This is a genomic window from Pseudoalteromonas sp. BSi20480, from assembly GCF_000241365.1.
Lineage (GTDB): Bacteria > Pseudomonadota > Gammaproteobacteria > Enterobacterales > Alteromonadaceae > Pseudoalteromonas > Pseudoalteromonas marina.
In genome coordinates this window covers 1-4,774 of sequence record NZ_BADX01000059.1, presented here as the reverse complement: position 1 = coordinate 4,774, position 4,774 = coordinate 1, and the positions used below count along the sequence as shown (strand labels likewise).

Sequence of the window (4,774 nt, the reverse complement as noted above, 5' to 3'; positions counted from 1 at the left end):
GTGTCGTTCGCGCATATTTTCATCGAAACGGTTACTTTAAACACTAAAAAGGCCCACAAGGGCCTTTTTACTCAATGAACGAGAAGCTTCCAACCAAGTTTACTTTGCTGTTTAGACTCTTGTTGTAGTTCACTTGCCATTAATGGATGTTCTTTTAACCAGTTATTTTCGAATGTTAATGTTAAAACTTCATTCTTAGCGGTTAATTCAAAATGTGGCAGAACATCGTCCTGTCGTCTCATCGACAAAATAACGGACACTCGAAGTAATCTTACAATGTACTGCGCAAGAAGGTTGTTTGCACCTAACGCGTTGAAGCTATCTTTTGGTATATCAGAACGATGTGCATCGGCTACTGCCACAATTAACCTGTGCTCTGATTGCGAAAAACCAGGCATGTCGGTATTTTCTAGGATATACGCTGTATGCTTATGATACTGCTTATACTCTATTAGTAAGCCGATTTCATGTAACTGTGCAACGGCTTTTAATAGGGGTAAGCCATTTAAGTGATTAATTGGCCAATCTTCATTGATGCTTTGTGCGAGCTCAATTGCCAAACTAGAAACTCGTGATGCTTGTTTTTGGTCAACATGGTATCGACTCATAAACCCATCAACTGTTCGCTTTCTTATATCGCTATTATGAAACTCTGGCACCATGCTATATAAAACACCTTCACGAAGTGCGCCGCCTGCAAGTCCCATTTTTTCAATTTCTAACGATTCAAACAAAGCAATCAAGATAGCAAGGCCCGATACAAATACCAATCGACGATCTTCGCTTAAACCTGGAAGGTCTAACGCTGCAATGGATTTAAATGCAATTGATTGCTCTTTTATTGAATTAAGCTTTTCTAAAGTAAGAAGATCATCAAGGTTTTGTGCCACCATAATTTCTTGAATTGCTTGTACTGTACCTGATGCGCCTGATGCTATTTGCCATCCTGCGGCTTTGTATTCAGGAGCTATATTATCAATAACAGTTCGAGCAGCCTTTATAGCGGTATTGAAATTGCTATGTGTTAATAAGCAATCTTTAAAGTAACGCTCAAGGTAAGTAATACACCCCATGTTGAGGCTCTTGTATAAAAGTGCATCAAACTCTTTACCAATCACTACTTCAGTGCTTGCACCACCAATGTCAATAACAAGCTGTTTGCCAGTACATGCAGAAGTATGCGCTACACCTTTGTATATGGTACGCGCTTCTAATTCACCACTGATAACATTGATTTTATGGCCAAGAATTTTTTCAGCATGCGCTTTAAATACTTCAGCATTGGTTGCTAAGCGTAATGTAGCCGTAGCTACTATTGTAATATTTTGATTTGGAATATCTTGTAAACGCTCAGCAAAAAGCGCGAGGCATTCCCAGCCTCGTTGCATAGCCTCGGTGCTTAATATGTTATCTTTATCAAGCCCTGCGGCTAACCTGACCTTGCGTTTTACGCGACCAATAGTTTGTAAACCGCCAGCCACTGATTTGGCAATTAGCATATGAAAGCTATTTGATCCCAAATCAATAACTGCGTATACATTTTTTTGCGGTATAAGTTGCCCCACCGTTCAAAAACCTCTAGTTACTACTACTTATACAAACGGTCTATTACGACCGTCCTTTTTGGTAACTATTATTTGGTCGACGTCCGTTATTGTTACTACGATTACGAGGACCATTTGAATAGTTGCGCTTTCTTTGAATAATAGGCTTAGTTAAATCGTCTAACAAAGCGGCTTTATCGTAATGCGATAAAGGAATGCTATGCTCTATGTATTCTTCAATTTCATGTAGGTTGTATGCATATTGTTCACACGCAAAACTTATTGCATGTCCTGATGCACCTGCACGACCTGTTCGACCAATACGATGAACATAATCCTCACAGTCGTCTGGTAAGTCAAAGTTAAATACATGACTTACTTCTGGGATATGCAACCCACGCGCTGCAACATCGGTTGCAACTAAAAAGTCTAATTCGCCTTTGCTAAATTGCGCTAAAATGCTTTGACGTTTTTTCTGGTTTACATCACCCGTTAGCATACCTACACGATGACCATCAGCCTTTAACCACGCATACACGGTTTCACAACTGTGCTTAGTGTTTGCAAACACAATGGCTTTATCAGGCCATTCTTCTTCAATTAACGTTAATAAAAGCTTAATTTTATCTTCTTGTGAAGGATGAAATAGCTCTTCTTTTATGCGTTTACCGGTTTTTACGTCTGGCTCAATTTGTACATGCTCTGGGTTGGTCATGTGTTCAAAAGCAAGTTCTTGCACGCGGTATGATAAAGTCGCAGAAAATAATAAGTTTAATCGCTTTGACGTATCTGGCATACGATCAAACATGTAACGTATATCTTTTATGAAGCCTAAATCGAACATACGATCAGCTTCATCAAGCACGACAACCTCAATTTCATTAAGGGTGTAACAGCCTTGCTTGTACAAATCGATTAAACGACCTGTCGTGCCAATTAAAATATCTACGCCTTTTTCTAATTGTGCACGTTGTTTTTCGTAATCTTCGCCACCATATACTAAACCTAAGTTAAGATTACAGTGTGGCGCTAAAATTTTTGCATCTTTGTGTATCTGAATCGCAAGCTCCCGAGTAGGGGCCATGATCAGGGCTCTTGGATGTTTACTAGGTGCTTTGCTAGATTGTAATAACCGATGGCACGTAGCAGTTAAAAATGCCAACGTTTTGCCTGTACCTGTTTGTGCTTGGCCCGCAATATCGCGTCCATCACAAATAAAAGGTAGGCATTTTGCTTGAATAGGTGTGCAATATTCAAACCCATTCTCGGTTAGACCGGCAACCACTTCCGGTGCGATAGCAAAGTCTGAAAACTTTTTATCGGTTAAATGTGTCTTAGTCATAGCGTTTAAGCATAACGTTTAAACTTGCAATAAGAAACAAGAGTGTTTAAATACGCACTAAATATTTCGCCTAACTAAATCGGAGAGCGCAATGAGCGAGAAAATAATCCAAATTACTGACGATAGCTTTGAAGCTGACGTATTACAATCAGACAAGCCTGTACTAGTAGACTTCTGGGCTGAATGGTGCGGACCTTGTAAAATGATCGCCCCTATCCTTAATGAAGTTGCTGATGAATACGACGGTCGTGTTGCTGTTGCTAAACTTAATATTGACCAAAATGCTGGCACTCCGCCTAAATTTGGTATTCGCGGCATCCCTACTTTGCTTCTTTTTAAAGATGGCCAAGTTGCTGCAACTAAAGTTGGTGCACTTTCAAAAACACAACTTATCGAGTTTTTAGATAACAACATCTAATAGACTAGAACTAAAAAAGGGCTTTTTGCCCTTTTTTTGAATTTATTTTGTATAAACACTGGACGCTATGCCAGTGAACTGCTAGTTTATAAAGCCAACTAATCCTTAGTTATATTCAACCAACCTCACTCAACGATCAAAGCGACTTTGAGTATGACAATTGTAATAAAGAACCCACCAATATGCATTTACGCGAATTAAAAGACAAGTCTATAAAAGAACTTGTAAACTTAGCTGAGTCCATGGGGCTCGAAAACGTAGCCCGCTTAAGAAAGCAAGATATCATTTTTACCATATTAAAATCCCATGCCAAAGGCGGAGAAAATATCTTCGGCGGTGGTGTGCTTGAGATTTTGCAAGATGGTTTTGGCTTTTTAAGATCATCAGAAGCTTCTTACTTAGCTGGCCCAGATGACATTTATGTATCACCGAGCCAAATTCGCCGCTTCAGTATGCGTACTGGCGACTCAATTTCAGGCCTTATTCGTCCACCAAAAGATGGTGAACGTTACTTTGCATTACTTAAAGTAAACGAAGTTAACTTTGATAAACCTGAAAATTCTCGCACCAAAATTCTTTTTGAAAACTTAACGCCACTACATGCAAACGAACGTTTCCGCATGGAACGTGGTAACGGTAGTAAAGAAGATATCACTGCTCGTGTACTTGATTTAGCATCACCAATTGGCCGTGGCCAACGTGGTTTATTAGTAGCACCGCCAAAAGCGGGTAAAACAATGCTACTGCAAAACATTGCACAATCAATTACGCATAATCATCCTGATGTAACGTTAATGGTTTTACTAATTGACGAACGTCCTGAGGAAGTAACTGAAATGCAACGCCTTGTTAAAGGTGAAGTTATTGCATCAACGTTTGATGAGCCTGCATCTCGTCACGTACAAGTTGCCGAAATGGTTATCGAAAAAGCAAAACGTTTAGTTGAGCATAAAAAAGACGTTGTTATTTTACTTGATTCAATCACGCGTTTAGCACGTGCTTACAACACCGTTATTCCTTCATCAGGTAAAGTACTTACCGGTGGTGTTGACGCTAATGCACTACACAAACCTAAGCGTTTCTTCGGTGCCGCACGTAACGTTGAAGAAGGTGGTAGCTTAACAATTATAGCCACTGCACTTATCGATACTGGCTCTAAAATGGATGAAGTTATCTACGAAGAATTTAAAGGTACTGGTAACATGGAATTACACCTTAACCGCAAAATTGCGGAAAGACGTGTATTCCCAGCTATCGACTTTAACCGCTCTGGTACTCGCCGTGAAGAACTACTTACTAAGCCAGATGAGCTGCAAAAGCTATGGATTTTACGTAAAATCGTTCATGAAATGTCAGAGATTGACGCCATGGAATTTTTAATCGATAAACTATCAATGAGTAAAACCAATGATGAGTTTTTTGATTCGATGAAACGCCAATAAACGCATTTAAGTAATACAAAAAAAGAGC

General features: G+C 39.5%; 4 protein-coding genes. 2 read left to right on the top strand and 2 right to left on the bottom strand.

The features are described 5' to 3' along the window. Nucleotides 1-71 precede the first annotated feature (71 nt). Together gppA and rhlB are read right to left on the bottom strand one after the other, a co-directional pair. Complete coding sequence (gene gppA, locus P20480_RS12190; RefSeq protein ID WP_008128397.1) at nt 72-1,565, bottom strand: guanosine-5'-triphosphate,3'-diphosphate diphosphatase; 1,494 nt, start codon at nt 1,563-1,565, stop codon at nt 72-74. 43 nt (nt 1,566-1,608) lie between these two features. Beyond that, nucleotides 1,609-2,886 carry an ATP-dependent RNA helicase RhlB gene (gene rhlB / locus P20480_RS12195; protein WP_006792443.1) on the bottom strand — a complete coding sequence of 426 codons (1,278 nt, stop codon included), beginning with the start codon at nt 2,884-2,886 and terminating at the stop codon, nt 1,609-1,611. 91 nt (nt 2,887-2,977) lie between these two features. Here rhlB and trxA point away from each other — a divergent pair, with 91 nt between their 5' ends. Together trxA and rho are read left to right on the top strand one after the other, a co-directional pair. Further along, nucleotides 2,978-3,304 (top strand): thioredoxin TrxA, encoded by a 327-nt coding sequence (gene trxA, locus P20480_RS12200; protein WP_006792444.1) that lies wholly within the window; start codon nt 2,978-2,980, stop codon nt 3,302-3,304. 182 nt (nt 3,305-3,486) lie between these two features. Further along, nucleotides 3,487-4,746: a transcription termination factor Rho gene (rho, locus tag P20480_RS12205; RefSeq protein ID WP_006792445.1), complete on the top strand. Its 1,260-nt coding sequence runs from the start codon at nt 3,487-3,489 to the stop codon at nt 4,744-4,746. Nucleotides 4,747-4,774 lie beyond the last annotated feature (28 nt).

Bases quoted from the DNA above. Each gene is read 5' to 3' on its own strand.
- rhlB (WP_006792443.1), bottom strand. From the start codon at position 2,886: ATGACTAAGACACATTTAACCGATAAAAAGTTTTCAGACTTTGCTATC.
- trxA (WP_006792444.1), top strand. From the start codon at position 2,978: ATGAGCGAGAAAATAATCCAAATTACTGACGATAGCTTTGAAGCTGAC.
- rho (WP_006792445.1), top strand. From the start codon at position 3,487: ATGCATTTACGCGAATTAAAAGACAAGTCTATAAAAGAACTTGTAAAC.